Source organism: Haloarchaeobius marinus (assembly GCF_051207415.1).
Classification (GTDB): domain Archaea; phylum Halobacteriota; class Halobacteria; order Halobacteriales; family Natrialbaceae; genus Haloarchaeobius.
Map to the genome: position 1 here is coordinate 158,696 of NZ_JBPKGD010000006.1, position 24,205 is coordinate 182,900.

Sequence of the window (24,205 nt, forward strand, 5' to 3'; positions counted from 1 at the left end):
AAGTTACCCTGTGTATGCAGCACGCCGCTGTTGACAGAGGGTGAGTGCGTTCCAGCAACCGTGCCGCATACATGCCGCAAGTCCACCAGTGCTACTTATAATTCATCATCACGTATACGGCTGTATGGAACGTGCCCTCCGAACCCACTTGTGGAATCGTGCAGTCCTCGTCGTGTTTGCCTTGCCCGCACTCGGTTATCTTGGGTTTCTCTCCCAATTCCTGTTCGGTGAGCCGACTGGGATCGTTCGGACTTTCCTCGGAGGATTGTTCTTGTTCGCTCTCCCTGTGATGGTTCTCTACTCGACACTCCTCAATGCAATCGCCCCGGTTAACCAGTCACTCGGGACAGCAGGATTCTTCATCTTCACCTATCTGTTCGCCGTCGCTCTTGTTTGGACAACTCGGAGAGGGGTACAACTCGTCCGAGGACGGAGACCGCCCAGAGAGCCTGCCCATGACTCTAATGGGATGTGAATCAACGCCTGAAAGGGGTGGATGGCGCGGGAGCGGCTTTGACCGATACACCCTCTATATTATGCAAATCAGTTCTATCAGTCGTTGAGGGTTTCAACGGAGCCGACACACTCGAAACGATAGCCATTTTACAGGGCTAGTCGATACGCACATATGTCCCTCCTGGCGGCCATCGAAAAGACCGGTGACACCCTCCGACGGAACCCGGTCCTGTTCGTTCCGGTCGTGTTCGTCGTGCTGCTTCTGGTTCCGCAACTCGCGTTACGACCGACGAGTCCGGGTCTCGCAAACCTGTTCGCGCTGGTAGTTTCGCTGGCGTTTGTCTTTCTCCTGCCGTTCGTTCAAGGTGGTCTTACCGGGATGGCGAACGAGGCATTGGACGCTGACACGTCTCTGACTACCTTCTTCGAAGAAGGCAAACGCAATTACGTGTCGCTCTTCGCCGTCTTCCTCGGGGTCGTCACCGTCAACGTCACTGTGGGCCTTTTCGTGCTCTTTGTCGTCCTCATCGCCCTCGTCGCGAATTACCCGGGCGGCGCTGCTGGCTCGAGTGCTCTCACCCCCGCTCTCCTGGTCATTCTCCTGGGCATGCTCGTCGTGCCTGCGCTGGTATTCCTCCTTCTGGTCCTGTTCACTCAATTTTACTCACAGGCCATCGTCATCGACGATCTGCGGGCGTTCGACAGCATCAAGCGAAGCGTAGCACTCGTCCGGGCGAACCTCGCGAGTGTGGGCAGTTATTCGGTCGTTGTCGGTAGTCTGGGAGTTCTGCTGAGTTTCCTGTTCGGTCTTTCTGTCGTGGTCACGTCGAATGCAACAGGGGACCTCACATCACCGACGAGCAGTACTGCCCTCGTAGCCGCTGTCGTTGGCTTCGGGACGCTCTCTGGCGGAGTCTACACCACGCTCTCTGTTGCCTTCTATCGCACGTTGGATGGTGCTCGATAGACCCTCTGGATGCGGCACGCCGGTTCTGCCCAGGATCCGAGCGGGTTCCAGTTGTCGTGCTGCAGACAGGGCGCGAATGCAGCACTGATCGTCGCCCACTCAGGAGGAGGAGACTCAACAGGTGTCGAACAGATCAGCCCACCTTCTCGCTGCACGCTCTGGATTGCGAAGCGCCGTGTGTGCGGTCACTCGTCGGTCCGCCACCGGGTCAGCAGGTACCCCGCACCGCCGAGGGCGGTCAGTGCACCCAGAATACCGGAGCCCGGTAGTCCATCGGTGAAACTCATCGCACTGGCGACAGGGCCCGGACTGGTGTACTTCCTACGGCAAACACGCGACCCGGCAACCTCTGTCTCTACTGCATAGAGGTTCGAGTCAGCACTCCCGAAAAATACGGTCCCGTCGACCACGGTCGGCGAGGCGGTGACATGGTCCCCGGTTTCGAAGCGCCACTGTTCGTCGCCCGTTGTGGCGTCCACCGCGTACAGGTGGTCGTCATCCCGACTCCCGACGAAGACGGTTTCGTCGGCCACTGTCGGTGACGAGGCAGCTCCCTCACCGGTATCGAAGCGCCACTGTTCGTCGCCCGTCTCGGCATCTACTGCGTAGAGGTTCGAGTCGTGGCTCCCAACGAAGACAGTTCCGTCGACCACCGTTGGCGACGAGACCACATGATCCCCGGTTTCGAAGCGCCACTGTTCGTCACCCGTCTCGGCATCTACTGCGTAGAGGTTCGCGTCGGCACTCCCGACGTAGACGATCCCGTTGGCCACTGTCGGTGCCGACGCGACATCGTGATCAGTTTCGAAGTGCCACTGCTCGTCGCCCGTCACGGCATCTACTGCGTAGAGGTTCGCGTCGGCACTCCCGACGTAGACGGTGCTATCGACGACTGTCGGCGACGAGCGAACCCTGTCGCCGGTTTCGAAGCGCCACTGTTCGTCGCCCGTCGCCGAATCCACTGCGTACAGGTTATCGTCATAACTCCCGACGAAGACGGTCCCGTCGACGACTGTCGGTGACGAGCGAACCTTGTCGCCGGTTTCGAAGTGCCACTGCTCGGCCCCCGTCTCGGCGTCCACTGCGTACAGGTTATCGTCATAACTCCCGACGAAGACAGTGCTGTCAGCCACCGTCGGCGACGATGTGACATAGCTGTCGGTGTCGAAGTGCCACTGTTCGTCACCCGTCTCGGCGTCCACCGCGTACAATTTGCCATGATAACTCGCGACGAAAACAGTGCTGTCAGCCACCGTCGGCGACGATGTGACATAGCTGTCGGTCTCGAAGCGCCACAGTTCCTCGCACCCGATGATCTGTGTCGCCTCCGTCGAGGGGACGCCGGCGATCGACGCGATGCCGGCACCGGCGGTCAGCAGCACACGCCGTCGGGTCGTCCCCCCCTCGGCCGATGCTGGCGAGGGGACCAGTGCACTGGCTCCGGTCGCGGCGGTGGTGCGTGATTCCTCGTGGGTCGATCGCATCGGCCCGACGTTCCAATGGATCGGCCATAAGTCTTCATTATGAACGATGGTGACATCCTCCCCGTCGTAAACGACGGGGCTTCCCGTACCGCAGTTGGGGTATTTGCCGGTCTACGACACAACCTGTTCTCGCGGGGCGAGCACCCCACTTCGGGAATAGGAGACGTATGCAACGGAGATGTAGTGCAGTGGTGAGGGTGTAGCGCAGACAGACACATTCTTCGCCACAAGAACGTTGCCCTCGCTCTCCACCACTGTGAATATCACAAGAGGTTTGCCACTGGTTTTCGTCGGAGTACGCGCATGCCCTCTTACGAATATCGGACTGTCGAAGTCGACAGCAGCGTCATGGTGGCCGGACTCGGTGGCGACGTTGAGCCGCCGATCGAGCGACTGAACGAACTCGGGGCAGATGGCTGGGATGTCATCGCTCCGATCACTGATAAGACCGGCGAGACGGTGAGTCTCCTCTTGCAACGCGAGGCATGAGTGAACTGGGACGCGTACCCAAACTGCACACTTCCCAACCCCGACGCCTGACATCCTCCGGCTTGCTGACTGCATCCTCCATATCTTGCATATCAGCCGTATCAGTCGCCGAGGACCTCAACAGGGCGACAGCGACGAGCCAACCCCAAGCGGACGAACGAACCTAACAGCCACTCGACCGTCCCAGAACGGGCACGCTCCCAAGAATCGGGTCCTTGCCCGACACCGCGTACACCTGGTTCCGGCTCTCCACCAACCGTGAGTACCGACTGTCGCCAACGACGCGCTGTTGCTTCGGGTACAACTGCGCACCGACGGTCGTCCACGAGTGCTGACTCAACGTGAGACACCCAGGTGGTCGCTCGCTCGCAAGCCACTCGTAGGTCGGCGCCACACCAGCAACACGGTCCTCACGACCATCCGACGAATAGTACCACGACACCCGCGACAGGTGGTCGTCGCTCGTCCACTCCCCGCCCGAGTGCTCGACGGCGAACCCTGCAGACTCGAACTCCGCAGGGGTCGTCACGCCCTTGTACGAGAGCACGGAGAGGCCGCTGTAGGCGATGGGGACGCTCACGCTCACAGAGACCAGCAACACGACCACGGCGAGGCTACCGACGGTTCCCCGCCCGACGGACCAGTCGAGCTTGCGGACCAGCACGTACGCGGCCAGGCCCATCACGGGGAGGTGCAGGAAGGTCTGCACCCGGTAGAGCATGTTGTAGTAGTCCGCGGTGAGCGCGGCACTCAGCGACACGCCGGCGAGGACGAGGACGCCCCCGCCGAGGCAGAGGAGTCCCAGTCCGAGGTCGTCCGCGACGGAGTCGCCCATCCCGAGCGCCGCCAGTCCGAGGGGAATCGCGAGCGGGAACACGCCGACCAGCACCAGCGTGTGCGTGGCGAACAGGCCCGGGAAGAGGGGCGTCACCGTGTTCGCCGCCAGCAGCACGAACCACGACGCGAACGTCGTCGCGACGAGGCCGCGCTGGAAGCGCTCGCCGCGGCCGACGAACCACACCAGCACGATGGCGACGAGGAGTGCCCACGCGAGCAGGAGTCCGGGCACCGCGGTGATCCGTGCCTGCTGGATGATGCGGGCGCCGGTGAACGCCTCGACGCCGTAGTTGTATGCGGCGAACCAGCCCCAGAAGGCCAGGGCGACCACGGCGACAGTCCTGCCACGCAACCGGCCGGTCGTCCCGATGGCGAGCCCCGCCAGGACGCTCAGCGTCAGCGCGAGCACCATCGCGTCGAGGTTGTGGATGGACGGCAGGACCACGAACACGGCGGCGACCGGGAGCCACCACCGCGAGTCGCGGTGGGCCCGGACCACGCCGACCACGGCCAGCGGGACGAGGAACAGCCCGAGCGTCTGCTCGTCGACGGGCATCGACCGGTGGAGGTAGAACCCCTCGACGGCCAGCGTGAGCCCGGCGAGGCCACCCGCGAGTCGCGCCCGTCCAGCATCGAGCCCGAGAGACCCCCCGAGCCGACGGATGACGCCGACCAGGAACAGCGCGGGGAGCGTCCCGACCAGCGCGATGACCCACTGCGAGTGGTACAGCGCGTTCACGCCCGTCACCTCGGAGACGACGGTCAGGAACGCGGTGAAGTGCAACTCGTCGGTCGCGAGGGTGTCCAGCAGGAGTCGGTCGGCCGCGCGCGTGTCTCGCACGTGGCCCGCGTACACGAGTCCGTCCGGGTTGAACGGCAGGGGCGAGACGGACAGGGTGGCCGTCCGGAGCACCACGCCGACGGCGACGGTCAGCAGGACGACCAGCAGGAAGCGACCCCGGCGCACCGAGGAGTCACCTCCGGCCTTCGGCACCGCCCACGAGTCGCCTGTCGTGGAACGGTGCTGGGTCGGTGAGTCGACGCAGTGCCATCGTCGTCACACCGTTCCAGCGGTCGGTAAAAATAGGTACCGTCTGTCGGCGAGCGCAGCCGACGTCGAACGGGAGTGAAGAATCGATTCCCGGCTCACTCCCCGACGACCGCGGACAGCGTCCCCGACTGGTCGACGACGAAGACGACGCCGTAGGCGACGGCGGGCGACCCGTCGACCCAGTCCGTGAGTTCGAGGCGCCACTCGACGGCGCCGTCCCGGGTCGACACCGCGTAGAGGTGGCGGTCCCGGCTCCCGACGTAGGCCGTCCGGTCCGCGACGGCGGGCGCGCCGTGGATCGGGCCGTCGGTCTCGACGCGCCACCGCTCGGTCCCGTCCGAGAGCGAGAGCCCACGGAGGGCGCCCGACCCGTCGCCGGCGATGGCCAGGCCGTCCGTCACCGCGGGCGTCCCCCGGACGAACCCCGTACTGGCCCGCCACTGCTCGCTGCCGTCCGTCGTGGCGAGCGCGACGACGGCCGACCCGGTGCCGACGACGGCCAGAGACGCCTCACTCGCCCGCGTCACTGCGGGTGCCGTCGCCACGTCGCCGACCGACCGTCGCCACTCCTCGGTGCCATCGTCGGCGGTCAGCGCGACGACAGTGCCACCGGCCGTCGACGCGTAGACGCGGCCGTCGACGACGGCGGGAGCGCCCCGAACCCGACCGCCGACGTCGGTCTCCCACCGGACGTCGCCCCCGGACGTTATCGAGACGACGCGCCTGCCACTGCCGAGGTACGCGGCCTCGGTGCCGTATCCGACGTCGCCGACCGGCCCACCCAGCAACGTCCGCCATCGCGGGTCGGGGACGGGGGCGTCGATGTGAGACGTCGGCCTGTCGTCGTCGGGCGTCGGCGTCCGGGTCAGCCGCCCGCCCGGTGCCTCGGTGTACTCGAGCAGTGGCGTGCCGGCGACCTCGCCGCTTCGACTCCCGGCGATCACCGTCTGTCCGACGACGGTCGGCGTCCCCCGGGAAGTGCCCTCGAAGCCGACGTTCCAGAGGTGGCTCGTCCCGTCGGTCACCCTGTAGCCGCCGACGTTGTCGCCGAGGCTCCCGCAGTAGACGGTCCCCGGGCCGACGGAGGGTTCGGGGAGGCGGTCGGGTCGTGCGAACGCACGCCACTGCCGTGCCCCGGTGCTGGCGTCGAAGCGCTCGACGACGCCGGTGTCGGTCCCGAGGGTGACGGTGCCGTCGCGGTAGTGCACCTGCGCGTCCGGCCAGCCCCGGGTCGTCGCCCGCCACAGTTCGGAGCCGTCGGGGGCGAGTGCGACGACGCTCCCGGACTCGTTCTCGGACTGCGTTCCGAAGTCGGAGCTCCCGACGTACAGCCGTCCGTCGCCGACGGCGGGCGTCGTGGCCGTGTCCACGTCGACGTGCACCTGGACGCCCGCGTCGGTGAGCCCGTACAGCCCCTCCGAGAGCGTCCCGACCCAGACCCTGCCGCCGAAGACGACCGGAATCGTACTCAGCCAGGGCTCGCCCTCGATTCGCACGCGCCACCGTTCGCTCCCGTCGCTGGCGTCCCACGCCACGAATCCACCGTCGATGTCGGCCGAGTAGACGACGCCGTCGTGGACGCCCGCCCCGATGTGTATCGGTCGGTCCGTCTGTGCGCGCCAGTGTTCGGAGCCGTCGGCGAGCGACCGGGCGACCACGACGCCGCCCCGCCTTTCACGGGTGCGCCCGCTGGTGAGGAACACGCGACCGTCGTCGACCGCTGGCCGGTGGCTCCGGGGCGGAATCTCGACGGCGAACCGCTCCGTGCCGTCGGCGAGGTCGAAGGCGAACAACCGCATCCGGGGGTGTGCGAGGAGGACCGTGTCGCCGACGATGCGGAAGGGCGTCGCGTCGTTGGCGTGCGGGGCGAACAGGCCACGTGGCGTCGACTGCTCCCAGAGTCGCGCTCCGGTGGAGTCGTAGGCCACCACGCGGCCGTCGCGACTCCCGACGACGACGGTCCCGTCCGGGGCGACGACCGGCGACGCGGCGAACCCCGCCCCGTGGTGCCGTCGCCACCGTAGGCGTCCATCGTGGTCGTACGCCAGGACGGTTCCGTTCCGTTGCGTCGCGACGGGCCCGTCCGGTCCGGGGGTCGCCACGGTCGCCGTCCTGAGGCTGACGTGCTCCTCCCATCGAACGGACCCGCTTCCCCGGGGACCCGGGGACGTGACCGTCCGCGTGTTCGCCGCGTCGGCGTTGGCGGTGGGCCAGGGACCGTTCAGCGCCGTCGGGTCTCCCTCGAACGACGTCGTGCTCGTCACGTCGGTCTCGCGAGTACCGGTCGTCACGGGCTCTTCCGTGACGGGCTCTTCGAGGACGGTGCTACAGCCGGCGATGCCGGCGAGGAGCGCGCTCGTCGACAGCTGCAGCACGCGACGGCGACTCGCGGCTCCGTCGTCGTCCGTCGGGTCGGTGGAGGACATGTCACGGAAGACTGTCGACCGAGAGATAAGTTTTCTGCAGGGCCGGCTGGAAGTCGAGCCCGGGGGTCTCGATACACGAGTGGAGCGTCAGTCGTCACACTCGCCCGGCTCAGCCCGTGTGGACCTCGTCGAGGGCGTCGACGAAGTCCTCGACGTGCTGTGACCCCACGAGGACGGAGCGACCGTCCGTCCGGTGGATCCTGACGCCCCGATCGCCACTCACGTTGTAGGCGAGTCTCCCCGGTGCCCAGCGGATGCCCCAGCCGCCGAACTCGCGGAGTGGGCTGTACGTCGTCGGCTCGTAGCGCTCGATCTCTCCCCAGGGTATCCGACGGAACGACCGGTGAAGCGGCCACATCTTCAGGTAGATTCCATCGACTCTGACCTCTGTCTCGAGGCGAAGCCCGTAGAGGAATGCGGCGACGGCACCGAGGATGCCGAGTCCGGGCCACGAGACCGGCCCGGACACGAGCATGAGCAGCGCAACGCCGCCGAGAAGCACCCAGAGCCACCGCTGGCGGAACCGCTGCACTTCTCGATACACCGGGTCAGTGTCCACGGCTCGTCGCTTCGAACGAAGCATTTCTCGGCAATAGGACTACCGGCAGGTTGTCAGAAGGGGTACAGCTGTGCGCCACCGGGAGGACCCGGTCCGACGCTCCGGTTCGTGTCCACCGATTCGTGCCGACGGGGGTTCCATCGACAGAACCCTTTTGACTCCTCTCGACGATGAAGTTCTATGACGACGGCCACTCCCACGCCGGAAGACGTGCTGGAGAGGGTCGACGCACTCGGCCCACCCGGAACACCCGTGACGACCCCTGAAGTTGCTGAAGGATTCGACTGTACCCAGCGGACGATCTACAACAGACTGGATTCGCTCGTCGACGACACCGACGTGAGGACGAAGAAGGTCGGGGCCAACAGCCGCGTGTGGTGGCGCCCCGTCGACGGTGACGACCGACGAAACGGTGGCGCGTCTGACCGACGTGACCCGGTCCTACTCCGGGATGGACAGGCACCATCGGTTCCCGCAGACAGCGACATGGCCGAGCGCATCCGCGAATTCGAGTGGGCGGAGACCCCGATCGGCCCGATGGACGAATGGCCAATCGAATTGCAGGTTGCAGTTGAGGTCATGCTCGGAGCGAGGAAGCCCGTCGGGATCTACTGGGGCGAGGATCTGACGCTGCTGTACAATGACCCTGCACGGGACGTTATCGGTGAGAAGCACCCAGACGCACTCGGCCAGCCCGCTCGGGAAGTGTTCGCGGAAGCGTGGGACACGCTCGGTCCGGTCTCCGAGCAGGTGATGGCCGGAGACGGTGCGGTCCGATCCAACGAGTTCCTGCTCCCGCTCGAACGGACAGACGAGATCGAGGACATCTGGTGGGAATCCAGTTACAGTCCGATACCACTCGCAGACGGCTCGATCGGCGGCGTGTTCAACATCGCAATCGACGTCACTGATCGGGTGCGGGCCGAGCAGGACCTCCGAGAGACGAACGAGCGGTTACAGGTCGCGCTCAACGCCGCGGGAATGGGGACGTGGGAATGGGATCTCGACGCCCGGACGGTACGCGGCGACGACATCATGCTATCGCTGTTCGAGCTCCCGCCGACCGACGAGGCCGTCCCGGTCGAGCGATTCCTGGAGAAGGAGTCGACAGCGGGAGTAGCGCAGGCCGAGGACGCGATGGACACCCCGTTCGAACCTGGGGAAGAAATTCAGAACGAATTTCGACTAGAACACGCCGATACGAATCGCTGGATCTCCTGGCGTGGGCGGGCGTCCGAGGATGACCCTTCAGTACTCCGTGGCGTCAGTTACGACGTCACCGAGCGCAAACAGGTCGAGCTCGAGCGCAATCAGGCGATGGACGCGTTGCGGGAGAGCAAAGAGAAGTACCACTCGCTGTTCGAGGAGATGGATGAAGGGTTCGCCCTCTGTGAACTCGTCCGTGACGCCGACGGGCAGGTCTACGATATCAGATACGTCGAATTGAACGAGGCCTTCGAGGATCTGACCGGAGTCAGTCGCGCCGACGCGGAGGGACGGCTGGCGGGCGACGTGTTCCCGGGGCAGGAAGACTCGTTCTTCGAGACGTACGAACGTGTCGCGGAGACGGGCGAGTCAGAACAGGTCGAGAACTACGTCCCCGCGAACGACCGCTGGTACGACGTGCGCATGTTCCCCCGTGGTGGGGACCTTGTCGCCGTGCTGTACGAGGATATCACCGACCGCAAAGAACGCGAACGGGAGCGCCAGAAGCAGGCGAAACTGGATGCGTTCCGAATCGAACTGACCGACGCGGTTCGGCCGTTGACGGATCCGGTCGATATCCAGCACGAGGCCGCTCGCGTCGTCGGTGAGCACCTCGACGTCGACCGCGCCCACTACGGCGAGGTCCTCGCCGACGGTATCACGAACGTCGTCCACGCGGACTACTACCGTAACGACGTGCCATCCGTGGTCGGCGAGTACCAACTCTCCGATTTTGGCGACGTACTCCCCGAGAAACTCCGAGCCGGTGAGACGATGGCCATCGACGACGTTGCGACCATGCCGGGGCTAAGTGACGACGAACGCGCTGGGTACATCGACCACGAAGTCCGGGCGTGGCTGAGCGCCCCCCTCGTCAAGGAGGGCAAACTCGTCGGGTACTTCACCGTCACCCAATCGACGCCTCGCGAATGGACCGAGGCAGAGATCAGGATGGTCGAAGAGACGGCACAGCGCACCTGGGCAGCGGTCGAACGCGCCCGTACCGAACAGGAACTTCGCGAGTCTGAGGAACGGTATCACAGACTCTTCGACGCCATCAACGAGTCCATCAACGAAGGCTTCTGTGTCCTCGAAGTTCTGTTCGACCAGGACGGCGACGACGAGGGGTACCGCTACGTGGAGACCAACCCGGCGTACGAGGAAATAACTGGACTACAGGACGTGGTCGGAAAACGCCTGCGAGACGTGATACAGGACTTCGAGCCACGGTTTTCCGACGTCTACGGTGCGGTTCTCGAGACCGGCGAACCGGCACGGTTCGAGGCACGTGGGGAGCCGATCACGGACGGGTGGTACGACATCAGCGTGGTTCCGTACGGTGAGCCAGACAGCAGGATGGTCGCAGTTCTCGTCGACGACATCACCGAGCGCAAAGCCGCCGAGCAAAAACTCCAGCAACAAGCTGAACTGGACGCGTTCCGAGTCGACCTCACCGACGCGATTCGCCCACTCTCTGATCCCACCGATATCCAGCGGGAGGCCGTACGTGTCCTCGGCGAGGAACTGGACGTCGACCGCGCCCACTACGGCGAAGTCCTGGAGGACGGAAACACGAATCGCATCCACGCCGACTTCTGCCGTGAGGGCATCGACTCGATGGTTGGCGAACATCACTTCGAAGATTACGGGGAGTTCATAGCCGACACGTTCCAGGCTGGTGAAACCCTGGTACTGGACGACTGCTCGACGACCCCGGAACTGAGCGACGAGGAACGAGCAGCCCACCGACAGATGGACATCGCCGCGTACACGAGCGTGCCGCTGGTCAAGGAGGGCCACCTCACCGCGTACTGCGGTGTCACCCAGGCGACGCCCCGGGAATGGACAGACACCGAAGTCGCGATGGTCGAAGAGACGGCCGAGCGGACCTGGGCGGCCGTCGAGCGAGCGCAGGCACAGCGGGAACGCCGCAAGAGCGAGGAGCGCTATCGGACGCTGTTCGAATCCATCGACGAGGGCTTCTGCATCGTCGAGGTGCTGTTCGACGAGGACGACGCCCCCGTCGATTACCGCTTCCTGGAGACGAATCCAGCATTCGAGGACCGGACCGGCTTGACCGATGCGGAGGGCGAACGGATGCGAGACCTGGAATCGAACCACGAAGAACACTGGTTCGAGATGTACGGTCGCATCGCCCAGACGGGTGCGGCCGAGCGATTCCAGAACGAGGCGAAGTACCTCGGTGATCGATGGTACGACGTCTACGCGTTCCGCATCGGTGACCCGGAGGAGCGCAAGGTCGCCATGCTGCTCAACGACGTCTCCGAACTGAAAGACACGCAACAGTCCCTCGAACGGCTCACCGTAGCGACCCAGGAACTGATTGAGGCAGATCCGGAGACGGTCCACGACCGTGTGGCTGAACTCACGGTAGATGTGCTCGACGTCGAGTACGCCGCACTCTGGCGGTATGACGAAGCGAGCGGTGAGTTGACCGAAGCCACCAGCGCGCTCGACGCGGGGATCGATACCGATGCCGTCCGACACCCGGACGATGCCTCCGAGCACGTCTGGCAGGCGTTCATCGGCGACGAGATCACCGTCACCGACGACCTCCCCGTCGACGAGACAGCGTCGGACGCAGCGACCCTTCGGAGTCGGCTGCTCATTCCACTGGGCAGACACGGCGTCGTCTGTATCGGGTCCCTGCAGTCGAACGCCTTCGACGAGCGAATCGTCGACCTCGCCGAAACCCTCGGGGCGACGCTCGAAACGGCGTGGGACCGTGCCGACAGCGAACGACGACTGCAGGCGAAGAACGAGGAACTGCAGCGTCTCGACCGTCTCAACACGCTCATCCGGGAGATCGACCAGGCACTCGTGGCTGCCAACACCCGTGAGGAGGTCGACGAGGCAGTTTGCGAACGCCTGGCCAGCTCCGACCTCTACGAGTTTGCCTGGATCGGGGAGCACGATCCGGGGACCGACCGGATAGAACCGCGGGCGTGGGCCGGCGTCGACAGCGGCTACCTTGATGATCTCGCGATCACCGTCGAGGACACACCGACCAATCAGGACCCGATCGCCCGTGCAGTACGCACCGGGGAACTGCAATTGGTCGCGGACATCGCCACGGATAGCGACTCCGCCCCTTGGCGGGAGGCAACCCTCGAACGCGGTGCCTGGTCGCTGGTCTGTATCCCGCTCGTCTACGACGACGCAGCCTACGGCGTGTTGGCCGTCTACGCCGACCACCCCCAGTCGGACGAGGACGAGCGGAATCAGGACGTACTATCGGAACTCGGCAACACGATTGCCCACACGCTGAACGCGAGGGAGACGAGAGCGACGTTGCAGACCGACAGCGTCGTCGAACTCACGCTCCGGTTCCGGGACGCCGACACTCCGCTGTATCGTCTCGCCCGTGAGACGGGGTGCGCCATCGAGCATCAGGGGTTCGTCCCTCGATCGAATGGCCAGGCCGACGTCTTCTTCATCGCCCGTGGAATCTCGCCAGAGGATCTTCAGGCCACAGCAGAGCGCTTGCTTGCGTTCGACGACCTGGACTATCTCACCGAGGAGGCTGATGGGTCACTGGTCAGGGCGCGGGTGTCCGACCCGACGCTTGCCGCACGGGTCACTGACGAGGGGAGCGTCGTGCGCTCCATCACCATCGATGCCGGTGTCGCGACTGTTGTTCTCGGCGTCCCCCATTCGGCAGCGGTCCGTGAGTTCCTGGACCGACTCCGTCAGTGGAACCAGGACGTCGAACTGCGCGCTCGCCAGTCGCGCGAGCGGCCGCTGAAGACGCGCCAAACCTTCGCTGCTGCGCTCGAAGATCGACTGACTGACCGACAGCGGGAGGTCCTGCAGACGGCCTACCTGAGCGGATTCTTCGAGATGCCACGGGTGAGTAACGGACAGGAGGTCACTGAACTGCTCGGCGTCTCACAGCCGACGTTCTCCGAACATCTCCGTGCAGCCGAACGCACGCTGTGTGAACTCCTCTTCGAGAACGAGTAGCGTCCGTGACACGGCACGGCCACCACCTTACTAATCAAACGGCATCGGGGGGAGAGTTTGAAATGTTAGGGATGCCGCTTTCATTCCTCCATCGAGACGCTATCTACGATGATTCGGAGGCGGGCATCAGTGAGTCCCGAGAGCTCTCCCCAGGGCAAATCAGTCAACGAGGTGCACTGAGAGATGAGAGGAGACGATCGATTCGATGCGGTTCCACTCCTGGGGATTCTGACTGCAGACGAGCGGGAGACGCTCCGTGTCGTCCTCGGGAGAGGGTATTTCGAAGCCCCGAGGGCGACGACGCTCGTCGAAATCGCCGACGAACTCGAGGTGCCGGACGTCGATGTGTCCAGGCAGCTTCGTCGCGGGACGGCTGCTGGCTCGCGGGAATCCGACGTTCTGAACTCCTCGACTGTACTGACTGACGGTGGCACCGACCGCTCGCTGGACCGGGCGTTCGACGCGCTCAGCCACCCCACCCAGCGTCGTATCCTGATGCTGCTCAGCGAGCGCAATCCCCGCGACGAAGTCGAGTTCTCGTTCGAGGACATCGCCACGGAAGAGGACGACCTCGAACTGTTCACCAGCGAACTGTACCACGCTCACCTCCCGAAGTTGGCCGAAGAAGGGTATATCGAGTGGGACGCAGACGCACGCACCGTTCGTCGGGGCTGGAACTTCGATGAAATCGCGCCGTTACTTCACCTGCTGCACGAGCACCAGGACGAACTCCCGGACGGGTGGCCGTGAGCGTCTTGTAAACTACCCCACCCTACTCCTTCGGCGCGACGCGCCTCGGTCCGTGAGGGTGGGGCTTTGACGTGGACTCCCGGCGATCAGTCTCCGGCAATCGGCCGGTGACTCTCACCGTTCACCGTCCCACCAGTTATACGCAGGTCTACTTCTGCGTCTCCGCTCCCCGACGTGGGCGAGGACCGGAGTCTGTGTGTTCGCTTCCGGGCGTACCGGAGCCCGATGTTCTTCGCGCCGTTGTAATCCGCGTTCACCTCGTAGCCGCACTTCTGGCACTCGAAGTGTTCCCCGTGACGGTTGTCCTCGTGCGTGAACCCACAGTCCGTCCGAGAACAGCGCTGGGACGTGTGGTTCGGCTCGACCTGCTCCACGGAGACGCCCTGCTCGGGCGCTTTGTACTCGACGTACTCGTAGAGGCGTCGGAACGCCCAGACGTGGTGCCACGTTGCGTGTGGAAGCCGCTCGCGGATGTCGGTCAAGTCCTCGAACGCGATCACGTCACAATCGTGCTCGACGGCTTCCGCGACGAGTTCGTTCGCAATCGTGTGGATGTACTGTTTGCGCCACGCGTCTTCGCGTTTCCCGAGGCGAAGCAGGGCGTTGTGGGCGGCCTGGGTGCCGCGCTGTTGCATCTCACTACGTCGCTTTTCGAACTCGCGGCACCAGTGGTCGTAGTCGTCTCCCTGCCAGAAGCGTCCTGTTGAGGCGACGGCGAGACTGGTGACGCCGAGGTCGATACCGAGGACCGTTTGGTCGGGGTGCCCGGTATCTACCGAAACCTCGGGGTCGTCGCCGTCAACCCGCCGAGTCGAGATATGGAGGTAGAACTCGTCGGTTACCGCATCGTACCGAAGCGTACTCTCACGGAACTCGTAATCTTCGGAGAGTACGTACTGCTCGTAGGGTGTCGGGCTGTCTGCCGGGAGAACGAACGACGGTTCGACCCGGCCCTCGACAGTTGCCAGCGACACCTTGTTGCGGTAGAAGGTCGCGCTCCGCGTGTCGTAGTCCATCGTCTCGGCGGTGAACGTCGGGCAAGAGACGCGCCGTCCCTTCTTCCATCGTTCGACAACGCCTTTGACGGCTTCGACGGCTCGCCGGATGGCGGCTTGGACGAGTTGTGCCTGGAGGTCTGTCTCCTCTCGAAGTTCGGCGTAGAGCGCGTCACGAACCTGCCGCTTGTTGGTCTTGCACTCGGTATAGGAGGTGTCGGACCAACAGTAGTCAGCGGTGCGGTTCGCGCAGTACAGGTATTGCTCGGCGGTTCGGCGGAGTGCGTCGCGTTGCTCGTCGGAAACGGCGAGTTTCACGACGGCGGTTCGACGCACGCCCATACTTCAGAGGAGTTCCAACGGTACTTATTTATTCGGGAGTCGACCGGTCGTAGTATGCCGGTTGCGTCGCACCGTGTCGGTTTGCTCTCCGGCCTACTCGCGCCCTTCGCTACGCTTCGGTCGCTCCTTGAGGCCGGAGGCTCCACCTTGAATTACGCTGAACTCCCAGCAGTCTGCCGTCTACAGACCGCCGAGAGTCCGAGATTCGAGTGCGTCCTGAACGAGCCCCGAGTCGATTCGTGAGTCCGAGCGACCGCCCGTCGCGTCTCAGGGAATCGTCTGCCGGTATCGCTCGGGGTCGTCGTGGAAGCAGTCACCCACGACGACGGCGTCGGCACCGGCGTCGAGTATCTCCTGGGTCTGTTCCCGGGTCCTGATTCCCCCGCCGTAGAGCAACACGGTCTCGTCGAGGTACCTCGCCGCCGCCGCGACGTCCTCCGGGCCGCCGTAGGTCCCCGAGTACTCGACGTAGAAGATGGGGAAGCCGTAGAACGACTCGGTCGCCAGCGCCGCACCCGCGACCTCGTCCGATTCGTACAGCGAGTCCACGCCCGAGACGGTCGCCGCCTTCGAGTCCAGGTTCTGTATCACGTACCCCTCGCCCAGAATCTTGTCCGAGATCTCGGCGATGGCCTCGCGCCCTCGCGAGGCGATCAGGTCGCCGACGATGGGGAGGCCAGCCCCCATCACCTCCTCCGGTTTGCTCCCGACCTGCGTGAAGAAGTCGACGTGCTTCGCGACGAAGTTCTCCCGGTCACCGTTGTACACCGCCGGGACGGCGAGGTAGTCGACCGCCTCGATGGTCTCCGAGGAGACGTGACTCGAACTGTACGGTTCCTGGAGCACCGGCAGGTCGGGGAACCGCGTCTGGATGCGCTCGATGGCGTCGAGTGAGTTCTGCTCGGTGACGCCGTCGGACCCACCGACGATGACGAGGTCGGTCCCGGCGAGGACGTCCAGGTCGCCCGGGAGGTCCTCCGCCGGGTCGACCTTCGTGACGTGTGCGATACCGTTCCAGTCGAGGGGCATGGTACCTGCAGTTACGCGGACTGGGTTATAAAGAACGGGGAGAACACCCGCGCCCGTAGGCGCGGGATGGATCACGGCTTCCTGGCTCTGCAGGGCAGGGCTCCGCCTCGAACGCTCCAGCACCCGACCCCAGTGAGTACCGGGCCCGTCGCGGCAGGTTCGACCTCGACGCCTACTTCTCTGGAGTCTCCTCGGGGACGTGTTGTTCCTGGAAACGAGCGGTATGCACGGGCTCGATGCCTTCGGCTTCGAGTCTGCGATTCTCCTGTTCGACCCGGGCGCTGAGAAGCCGCTGTATCTCTCGCATCCGGAACGCGATCGTGCGGAGTTCGTCCCGTTCGGACGTCTCTGAACTCGGTCCCCTGTCGGATCCCTCGGAAGCGTTAGCCATCGTGTTAATCTGTGGCACGCTGGCACTTAGTACTCTGGTCCCGGGGTAGCGAAACGGGTCGCTATCGGCCGTTGCCTCCTCGAGGAAATCCTACGGTGCTGCAGTCGCTGTGTCTCCAGCTTCGGGATCGAACGGGAGGTTGATGACGAGTTCGTCGAACCAGACGACTGGGCGCTTGCTCTGGCCGTCTTCTTCGAAGAAGATGATGAGGAATTCAGTCGCGACCGTCATGCTATGTAATTTCTTCCACTCGGGGTTAACCTCCATGGGTCTCTCGACATCCCAACTCAGCGGTACGGTGTAGCGCCGTGGAAATACTCGCGCTTCAGGGCGGGGAGGAGGTCGATTCCGAGCGAAACTGAACCCCGGAGATGAGGACAAACGTGAAACGTTCACCGGGCGAATTTCATCGGTATGGCCCTGCCGGCAGTGACGGTCGATCTCCTCGTCGTCTTCGCCCTCATCATCGCTGCCGTCGTCTTGTTCGCGACGGAATTCGTCTCGCCGGACGTCACGGCCATCACGATCGTCGTTGCCGTCGTCGTCCTCGAACCGTGGACCGGGGTCGGAACTGACATGGCCTTCGTCGGCTTCGCCAATACAGCAACGATCACGGTCGCCGCGATGTACATGTTGAGTGAAGGGATCCACCGGACGGGGATCATCAATCGACTCAGCGCGACGATCTCACAGGTCGCCCGTGGAAGCGATTCCCGGCTCCTGAGCACGATGCTCGTCCTTACGAGTGGGATGGCAGGCATCGTCAACAACACGCCCGTTGTAGCGGTGTTCATTCCCATGGCGACGGAACTGGCCGACGAACACCGGATCTCTCCGTCCAAGCTCTTGTTGCCGCTCTCGTTTGCAGCGATGCTGGGTGGGACGTTGACGCTGGTCGGAACCTCGACCAACCTCCTCGCCAGTACGTTTTCGGCCCGGCTGATCGACCATCCGTTCTCGATGTTCGAGTTCACCCACCTCGGGTTCCTGGGATTGGTCGTCGGTATCGTCTATCTCGTGACCGTCGGCCAGCGGCTCATCCCCGCTCGGGTCGAGCCATCCATCGACCTGATCGGCGCCTTCGGATTACAACAGCACATGACACGTCTGTACGTCCGGGACGACTCACCGCTCGTCGGTCACAGGCTCGACCGGACGCTGGCGGAGCTGCCACTTCGCTCCGACGTCGACGTCCTCGAGGTCGTTCGTGGTGGAGAGCGACACGCTGCTCCCGGGCCCGACTTCACCATCGAGGCACGCGATATCCTGACGACCCGGGCCGACAGGAGTACCGTTCGTGAACTCGCATCGGAGCTCGACCTCTGGCTGCTTCCGTGGGTTCGAATCGCCGACCTCGACATGACCGTTCCCGCCGGGATCGGGACGCTCGTCGAACTCCGGGTACCTCCGAACTCGGATCTGAGCGGGAAGCGGATCGGAGAGACCCGCTTTCGGCAACGGTACGCAGCGACGATCCTGGCTGTGCAGCGAGGGGAGACGGTCGTCAGAGACGCGTTCGAGGACGTCGTGTTGGAGGCCGACGACACAGTCCTGGTCCGGACCGCGGGTGATAACATCGACGTCCTTCGCGATACGCAGAATCTCGTGGTAACTGCAGTCGTTGGAGAAGGCCTGGTCGATAGGCCCGCGAGCTCGCAAGGGGCGGACCGGGAAGACCGAGCGTGGCTGGCCATCCTCGTCGTGGCCGGCGTCGTCTCGGTGGCAGCGCTCGGGTTCGTCTCGATCGCCATCTCGGCACTCGCTGGCGTGGTCGCGATGATCGTGACCGGGATCCTCGAACCCCAGGAGGCGTACGACGCTGTGTCCTGGGACGTGATATTCTTGCTCGCTGGGATGATTCCGCTGGGAATCGCCCTCGAGAACTCCGGAGGGTCGAGATTCATCGCAGAACTCGTCGTCGTGTTCGCTGGTGCGATTCCGCTTCTCGCCGTCGTCGGCCTCTTCTACCTCGTGACAGCGGTCGTGACGAACGTGATCAGCAATAACGCGACCGTCGTCCTCCTGATACCCGTGGCCGTCGACGTCGCGTTTCAACTGGATGCGAACCCATTCGCCTTCGTGCTCGCTGTAACATTCGCAGCGAGCACGTCGTTTCTGACGCCGATCGGGTACCAGACGAACCTCATGGTGTACGGTCCGGGAGGATACGAGTTCACCGATTATTTCCGGGTCGGGGCACCACTGCAACTCATCCTGGCTGTGGTCACGACGGTCGGAATCTGGGCGTTCTGGGGGGTGTGAGTTCGGGTGAGACACGTCGACCGGCGAACGTACATCGATCCCCCGTCGAAATGCAGGTGTAGCATACGACGGTCACGTCTCCTCAGTTGCTGGAAGCGGTGGTTCGGGAACTGCCTGCTGAACATACGTTCTGTCTGCAGCACGCCGCTTCTGACAGTGACCGAGCAGGGTTGAAGCGACCTTGCTGCATCGAGAGCGCATCTTTCGAAGCGGGGGAGTAGACCCGGATGCGGCGAACCGGTCCCCACGACCTCAGGCGGGGTCCAGTGCGTACATCCGTGGCCCGGAATCGTCTCGCAGCAGCCCCTTCGTGGAGGCGAAGACGGCGCCGTCGGCGACGGCGATGCCGCCGACGGAACGGTCACTCTCGACGTCGTACTGCCATCGCTTGTCCTCGGACCCCAGCGACAGGATGCCGCCACCTCCCGAGAGCGCGTAGGCCGCGACGAAGCCGGTTCCGTCCTCGCCCCTCGTCCTGCGACCGACGTAGACCGTGTCGCCGGCGATGGCGGGAGTGCCCGTGAACCTCCCCTCCATGTCCCACCTGACGTTGCCGGTGCGGGCGTCGAACGTCCGGAGGCCGCTCAGGTCCCACCCGACCACGTCTCGGTGGGCGGCAGCGAGCCCACCGACGGCACCACGGTCGGCCTCCCAGCGGTTCGACCCCGCGTCGGGACCGCCCTGGAGACGATAGACCGGGCCACCCCACGTCGCCACGTAGGTGTTGCCATAGGACGAGACGAGCGCTGTCACTGCCCCGACGACCCGTCGTCGCCACTGGCCGGTGAACGGGCGGCCACCGACTCGGAAGTTGTACACCTCGCCGCCTCCGGTGCCGACGAGAAGCAAGCCGTTGTGTGCGAGGGCAGTCACGGGGCCGAACACCTCGGTGCGGTCCGTGACCTCGCCGCTCGTCGAGTCGATCTCGTAGAGTCGGCCGGTGTCGTCGCCCACGTAGAGGGAATCGTGTTCGCGGTCGAACGTGGGCGCGGCATCGACGTAGCCAGTGGTCTGGACGTGCCACTGCTGGTCGCCGGTCTCGACGTCCAGCGCGACCAGACCACGCGGGTCACCGAAGCTGACGTACGCAGTACCGCCGTCGACGACTGCTGCGCGCGCCCTGCTGTGCTCGGAGCCGTGACGCCATCGCTCCTCGCCGGTGCCGACGTCCAGTGCCACCACGCCAGAAATGGTCGGCACCAGCACCGTTCCCGCCGCGACCACGGGGTGGCGAGGCAGGGGCGGAATCTCGGTCGACCAGCGTTCGGTCACTCCGTCGCGCGGGGCCGCAGCGTCTGGGTTGTACGCCGAGAACCCCCGGTCGTAGGCGGGCATCGGCCACTCGGTGTCGCTGTCGGTCCCAGGTGAGTACACCGACTCGCCGGAGTCGGTACAGCCAGCGAGGACAGCAGTGCCGGTCGTCCCCAGGGTCGAAAGGAACCGTCGTCGAGAGGGCATCGCATAGAATCGTGAGGCGAGGGCGAAAGTTCTTTTGTTCGGTCAAGAACGGCGTCGAACCAGGTAGGGTGGGGCTCGACGCGCCGAACGCGCATGCCCGTCGAGACAGAGGCCGTTCACCTGTACAGAACCAGACCGAAACCTGATAACGCCCGCCCTGTTGAAACTCGCAGCACCGGATCGCACTCGCGTGGTGGGGGCCAGTCAGAGCCCTGCTTCGGCCGACTCAGGATGTTCCTTCCGACTCAGCGTCGACGATCCAAGAGGTACCTTGCTGCAATCGAGAGGCCGCCTACCGCACCGACTCCGGCGAGTATGCCAGGAACTCCGAAGTCCAGTATCCCGTCGTCAGAACGCGGAGAACCGTCGCCATCTACATCTAATGCGTACAGGTTACCGTTGAAACTCCCGACGAAGACAGTTCCGTCAGCCACCGTCGGCGTTGACTCGATTCGGTCATCGGTTACGAAGCGCCACTGTACGTCGCCCGTCCCGGCGTCCACTGCGTACAGGTTGGTATCTACACCCCCGACGAAGACGGTGCCGTCGACCACCGTCGGCGACGAATCGATTTGGGTATCGGTTTCGAAGCGCCACTGTTCCTCGCCCGTCTCGGCGTCCACTGCGTACAGGTTCGTATCAAGACTCCCCACGAAGACGGTGCCGTCGGCCACCGCTGGCGACGAGTAGATACGGTTACCGATTTCGAAGCGCCACAGTTCGTCACCGCCAGTTAGCTCAGCCCCGACCACCGTATTTGGGAGGCTGGTCCTTCCGACGATTCCAGCGCCCGTCAGCCGCAACATCGTCCGCCGATCGACAGCCATCGGTCGCAATCCTCACCCAATTTATTTAAATTAACTGGATTGTTTTGGACCGTGACCATCACGAGGGGAACCGACTCAACCGGGGACCATGGCGGGGTGAATACCGATTCCGACCCGTGCCGAACGTCACTGGCCGTACTGAATCCATTCTCTCCATGCAGCACGGCCGCTGAAATCTGTCACCGCGTGAGTAGTTCGAACAGACCGAATTTTCAGACATGGTACGATGACACTCCAACTCTACACACTCATCTTCCCACGTGGAGGCGCCCGCAACGGGCAGGGCGTGCGAGCAACCAGCGTCACAGCCGCCGGCTCACTCTCCGGGTCGTGTTCGGCGTAGATCGTCGCGGTCGCAGTCCACTGGTGCCCCCAGCGCTGGCCGTGAGACTCGACCTCCGTGACGGTCTCGACGCCTTCGGGGACGCTCATTCTCAGTGGAGGCCAGTGTCGAGCGGGTCGAACAGTCCCTGCATGTCGCCCATGTCGGCGTGAATCTGGCCGGACACGGCTTCGGCGGTTTCGGTGAACGCTTGCATCGAGTCATCAGTCATCTGGACCTCGAACGCGCCATTCGTGCCGATGAACCGCACACGCTTGACGTCCTCCGCGTAATCGTGAATCTCTGTATCCTCGAGGAAACCGATGTTGAGAACTGGGTTGGGCTCGGACTCCATACCACCACGTCTGTGCCGTGGTGAGGTAAGCCTGAGCCGTCCAAGGTGAAACTGAAAGTAGAACTATCGATGGTGGGTGCAGGTATCGCCGACGCTGTGGGATGACGATCGGTAAGTGGGCCATCCCTGACGTCGAGGATGTCGAATCCAGCGTCGGCCCGGACGGATGCAGCATCGGTGATAGTCTTTTTGGACGATAACCGACACGTTGAAATAACCGCCGAGAGTGGTCAGTGCATGGGAAAATTCACTCAATCGAATGGTCGGGACATGGGTGCGCTGGACATCGTATCGACGGCGTTCGACGTCGCGAAGACGGACCGCCGGATTCCCGGCATCCAGTTCCTGGCTGGATTGCTCTACGTGATTCCGATTCTCGGACCACTGCTCGGGGAGGCGGCGTCCGGGCTTGCGATGCAGTTCGCCGACGACACCCTCGGGAACCCCGACCCCAGGAATTCGTTCGGCGTCCGGTTCGTGTACTCGCTCGTCACCTCCCTGATCGTCGTGATCGCGGTCTCCATCGGAATGCTCTTCTTCGTCTTCCCGGGGGTCTTCCTCGCGCTGCGGTTACAGCTCGCGTTCCCCTCGATCTGGATCGGTGACCGCGGCCCGATAGAGGCCATCTCGGACAGCTGGGAGAGCACGAGTGGTCACCTACTTACGATAGCCGGCGTCTCAGTCCTCTTCTTCGTCGTCGGCGTGGTGCTCATGGTTCCCGTCCTGCTCCTCGGATCGTCGGGTGTGGCCGGCGAGAGCGCCGCTCAGGGTGTCTCCCTACTCGCAACTCCCATCACGCTCGTCGGGTTCGTGTTCGTCACGGTCGTCGTCGGGTCGGTGTCGGTCGCCGCCCAGACCATCATGTACCGCGCGTTCGGCGACGGACGTGTCGACGACGCAACTGTTGCGATGAACGACGCCATGCGGTTCTGACACGGGTGCGCATCACCTCCGCGTGCGGTTCAGCATCGACACCCCCGGACTCAACGCCATCTACCCCCTCACGTACGTTCGTGACACCCTGCTTGCGGAGTAGGCTCGCCTGGCTTTGCTGAAACCGGCTCTGTTGAAACCCTCAGCCAGTGAACCGTTTCTGGACCTGTGCTGAATAGAGAGCGCGAGTCGGTCACGCGTCCGAAGCCAATTCATCCCGAACCGTGGCGGCAACCTCCTGTTGGGCCGTCTCGTCAACCCGTTCGCCACTCCATCCTATGTCAAGAGCATCATCGGCTCCATATCGAGGAATGATGTGAATGTGGGCATGGGGTACGGGTACGTCTTGATTCGCCGTGACGCCGTTCTCCTGTACGAGCGCAAAGCCATCGAGTTGGTAAGCCGATTCGAGCGCATCTGTAACGTGGTGAACAGTTTTGAATACCGTTCCGGCGAGAGATTCCGGCATGTCGGTTGTGGTTACGTAGTGGGTCTTGGGAATAACGAGCGTATGTCCACGAGTCGCAGGCTCAATATCAAGGAAGGCAAGCGAATGCTCGTCCTCGTACAGTCGATATGCAGTCGAATCCTCAGCGACGATAGAGCAAAATACGCAATCTGTCATAATTGGTCAGTTCACCGTACCACCGATAATTCCACCGGTTGTCGGTACAACGCATTTCGTTCGTACAGCGTACAACCTCTATATCTTGCACGCCAGTTCTATCAGTCGGTGAGGGTTTCAACAGAGCCGTGTGTGCAATCTCAAAATGTCACACCGGGATGATTGAAATCGGGGACAGATTACAGGAAAATTCGAGGCGAAAGTCTCGCCCTTCAGGGCGGGGATGAAGCCGACCAACAGTATTCAACCGCCGACGATGGCACGGACGGGGTTCCAACGTAGTCTTTAAGCCATCCGACTGTGATAGTATGCATAGATGGTAAAGAGCACCCGTCACGCGAAATACGAACTCTACTACCACATAGTGTTCGTGCCGAAATCGGGCGGGACCGAAGGTCCCGCTGACCTCGCGGAACAGGGTTCCGCTCAGTATCGGCGTTCGCACCTGACGGGGGAG

General features: G+C 63.7%; 17 protein-coding genes and 2 pseudogenes. 8 read left to right on the forward strand and 11 right to left on the reverse strand.

The window, feature by feature from the left end; genetic code table 11:
* Positions 1-628: 628 nt before the first annotated feature.
* Positions 629-1,423 (forward strand): DUF7847 domain-containing protein, encoded by a 795-nt coding sequence (locus ACSC1W_RS19065; RefSeq protein WP_435349262.1) that lies wholly within the window; start codon positions 629-631, stop codon positions 1,421-1,423.
* Positions 1,424-1,608: 185 nt separating this feature from the next.
* Here the strand turns inward: ACSC1W_RS19065 and ACSC1W_RS19070 are convergent, their stop codons facing one another.
* Positions 1,609-2,907: an outer membrane protein assembly factor BamB family protein gene (locus tag ACSC1W_RS19070; RefSeq protein ID WP_435349263.1), complete on the reverse strand. Its 1,299-nt coding sequence runs from the start codon at positions 2,905-2,907 to the stop codon at positions 1,609-1,611.
* A 303-nt stretch (positions 2,908-3,210) separates the two neighbouring features.
* On the opposite strand from ACSC1W_RS19070, the gene ACSC1W_RS19075 reads away from it, so the two are divergent.
* Positions 3,211-3,396 (forward strand): DUF4177 domain-containing protein, encoded by a 186-nt coding sequence (locus ACSC1W_RS19075; protein ID WP_435349264.1) that lies wholly within the window; start codon positions 3,211-3,213, stop codon positions 3,394-3,396.
* 163 nt (positions 3,397-3,559) lie between these two features.
* Here the strand turns inward: ACSC1W_RS19075 and ACSC1W_RS19080 are convergent, their stop codons facing one another.
* From ACSC1W_RS19080 to ACSC1W_RS19090, 3 genes are all read right to left on the reverse strand, one after another.
* The gene (locus ACSC1W_RS19080; RefSeq protein WP_435349265.1) at positions 3,560-5,200 is read right to left on the reverse strand and encodes a hypothetical protein; all 1,641 of its coding nucleotides are present in this window, start codon (positions 5,198-5,200) and stop codon (positions 3,560-3,562) included.
* Positions 5,201-5,379: 179 nt separating this feature from the next.
* Entirely contained in the window at positions 5,380-7,710 is a 2,331-nt protein-coding gene (locus tag ACSC1W_RS19085) for an outer membrane protein assembly factor BamB family protein (RefSeq protein ID WP_435349267.1), read from the reverse strand.
* A 109-nt stretch (positions 7,711-7,819) separates the two neighbouring features.
* Positions 7,820-8,269, reverse strand: a complete 450-nt coding sequence (locus ACSC1W_RS19090) for a DUF6141 family protein (RefSeq protein WP_435349268.1) — start codon at positions 8,267-8,269, stop codon at positions 7,820-7,822.
* A gap of 180 nt (positions 8,270-8,449) precedes the next feature.
* Between ACSC1W_RS19090 and ACSC1W_RS19095 the strand changes: the two genes are divergently transcribed.
* Both ACSC1W_RS19095 and ACSC1W_RS19100 read left to right on the forward strand, forming a co-directional pair.
* Complete coding sequence (locus ACSC1W_RS19095; protein ID WP_435349269.1) at positions 8,450-13,459, forward strand: GAF domain-containing protein; 5,010 nt, start codon at positions 8,450-8,452, stop codon at positions 13,457-13,459.
* Positions 13,460-13,642: 183 nt separating this feature from the next.
* Positions 13,643-14,209 carry a helix-turn-helix domain-containing protein gene (locus ACSC1W_RS19100; RefSeq protein WP_435349270.1) on the forward strand — a complete coding sequence of 189 codons (567 nt, stop codon included), beginning with the start codon at positions 13,643-13,645 and terminating at the stop codon, positions 14,207-14,209.
* Positions 14,210-14,295: 86 nt separating this feature from the next.
* Here the strand turns inward: ACSC1W_RS19100 and ACSC1W_RS19105 are convergent, their stop codons facing one another.
* Both ACSC1W_RS19105 and ACSC1W_RS19110 read right to left on the reverse strand, forming a co-directional pair.
* Positions 14,296-15,546, reverse strand: a complete 1,251-nt coding sequence (locus ACSC1W_RS19105) for an RNA-guided endonuclease InsQ/TnpB family protein (RefSeq protein ID WP_435349272.1) — start codon at positions 15,544-15,546, stop codon at positions 14,296-14,298.
* 267 nt (positions 15,547-15,813) lie between these two features.
* Positions 15,814-16,575: a geranylgeranylglyceryl/heptaprenylglyceryl phosphate synthase gene (locus ACSC1W_RS19110; RefSeq protein WP_435349273.1), complete on the reverse strand. Its 762-nt coding sequence runs from the start codon at positions 16,573-16,575 to the stop codon at positions 15,814-15,816.
* Positions 16,576-16,774: 199 nt separating this feature from the next.
* Between ACSC1W_RS19110 and ACSC1W_RS19115 the strand changes: the two genes are divergently transcribed.
* Positions 16,775-16,927 (forward strand): hypothetical protein, encoded by a 153-nt coding sequence (locus tag ACSC1W_RS19115; protein WP_435349275.1) that lies wholly within the window; start codon positions 16,775-16,777, stop codon positions 16,925-16,927.
* Positions 16,928-17,056: 129 nt separating this feature from the next.
* On the opposite strand, the pseudogene ACSC1W_RS19120 reads toward ACSC1W_RS19115, so the two are convergent.
* Positions 17,057-17,176: pseudogene (locus ACSC1W_RS19120) on the reverse strand (HVO_A0114 family putative DNA-binding protein); the annotation flags it as partial.
* 210 nt (positions 17,177-17,386) lie between these two features.
* Here ACSC1W_RS19120 and ACSC1W_RS19125 point away from each other — a divergent pair.
* Positions 17,387-19,228: an SLC13 family permease gene (locus ACSC1W_RS19125; RefSeq protein WP_435349291.1), complete on the forward strand. Its 1,842-nt coding sequence runs from the start codon at positions 17,387-17,389 to the stop codon at positions 19,226-19,228.
* A gap of 252 nt (positions 19,229-19,480) precedes the next feature.
* Here ACSC1W_RS19125 and ACSC1W_RS19130 read toward each other — a convergent pair whose 3' ends face one another.
* The 3 genes from ACSC1W_RS19130 to ACSC1W_RS19140 form a co-directional block, all read right to left on the reverse strand.
* Positions 19,481-20,686, reverse strand: coding sequence for an outer membrane protein assembly factor BamB family protein (locus ACSC1W_RS19130; protein ID WP_435349277.1), 1,206 nt, complete (start codon positions 20,684-20,686; stop codon positions 19,481-19,483).
* Positions 20,687-20,931: 245 nt separating this feature from the next.
* On the reverse strand, positions 20,932-21,513 hold the full coding sequence (locus tag ACSC1W_RS19135) for an outer membrane protein assembly factor BamB family protein (RefSeq protein ID WP_435349279.1): 582 nt from the start codon (positions 21,511-21,513) through the stop codon (positions 20,932-20,934).
* A gap of 434 nt (positions 21,514-21,947) precedes the next feature.
* Positions 21,948-22,190 carry a hypothetical protein gene (locus tag ACSC1W_RS19140; RefSeq protein WP_435349280.1) on the reverse strand — a complete coding sequence of 81 codons (243 nt, stop codon included), beginning with the start codon at positions 22,188-22,190 and terminating at the stop codon, positions 21,948-21,950.
* 138 nt (positions 22,191-22,328) lie between these two features.
* On the opposite strand from ACSC1W_RS19140, the gene ACSC1W_RS19145 reads away from it, so the two are divergent.
* The gene (locus ACSC1W_RS19145) at positions 22,329-23,123 is read left to right on the forward strand and encodes a DUF7847 domain-containing protein (RefSeq protein WP_435349281.1); all 795 of its coding nucleotides are present in this window, start codon (positions 22,329-22,331) and stop codon (positions 23,121-23,123) included.
* Between the two features lie 193 nt (positions 23,124-23,316).
* Here ACSC1W_RS19145 and ACSC1W_RS19150 read toward each other — a convergent pair whose 3' ends face one another.
* Positions 23,317-23,748, reverse strand: a complete 432-nt coding sequence (locus ACSC1W_RS19150; protein ID WP_435349283.1) for an HIT family protein — start codon at positions 23,746-23,748, stop codon at positions 23,317-23,319.
* A gap of 316 nt (positions 23,749-24,064) precedes the next feature.
* On the opposite strand from ACSC1W_RS19150, the pseudogene ACSC1W_RS19155 reads away from it, so the two are divergent.
* Positions 24,065-24,205 (forward strand): annotated as a pseudogene (locus tag ACSC1W_RS19155) (IS200/IS605 family transposase); the annotation flags it as partial.